The sequence below is a fragment of the Enterobacter cloacae complex sp.6700776 genome, assembly GCF_048284255.1.
GTDB classification, from domain to species: Bacteria; Pseudomonadota; Gammaproteobacteria; order Enterobacterales; family Enterobacteriaceae; genus Enterobacter; species Enterobacter intestinihominis.
Genome location: NZ_JBLVYK010000059.1, coordinates 1 through 530, shown reverse-complemented (window position 1 = coordinate 530; position 530 = coordinate 1). Strand labels below are relative to the sequence as shown.

Here is a 530-nt window from a genome sequence, read left to right as displayed (position 1 = left end):
CAAGAACTCTTGAGACATCTCTCGCACATCCTGCTTACCAGTGGCCGTTGCCAATGGCGATTAGTCGTGTCTTTCCGGGTTGGACTCAAGTTGATAGTTACCGGATAAGGCGCAGCAGTCGGACTGAACGGGGGGTTCGTGCATACAGTCCAGCTTGGAGCGAACTGCCTACCCGGAACTGAGTGTCAGGCGTGGAATGAGATAAACGCGGCCATAACAGCGGAATGACACCGGTAAACCGAAAGGCAGGAACAGGAGAGCGCACGAGGGAGCCACCAGGGGGAAACGCCTGGTATCTTTATAGTCCTGTCGGGTTTCGCCACCACTGATTTGAGCGTCAGATTTCGTGATGCTTGTCAGGGGGGCGGAGCCTATGGAAAAACGGCTTCGCCGCGGCCCTATCGCTTCCCTGTTAAGTATCTTCCTGGCATCTTCCAGGAAATCTCCGCCCCGTTCGTAAGCCATTTCCGCTCGCCGCAGTCGAACGACCGAGCGTAGCGAGTCAGTGAGCGAGGAAGCGGAATATATCC

The 530-nt window shown here is 55.8% G+C and carries 1 pseudogene; it reads right to left on the bottom strand.

From position 1 onward, the window contains the following. Positions 1 to 63 precede the first annotated feature (63 nt). Positions 64 to 144: pseudogene (locus ACNQ0T_RS23195) on the bottom strand (replication initiation protein); the annotation flags it as partial. Between the last annotated feature and the right edge of the window lie 386 nt (positions 145 to 530).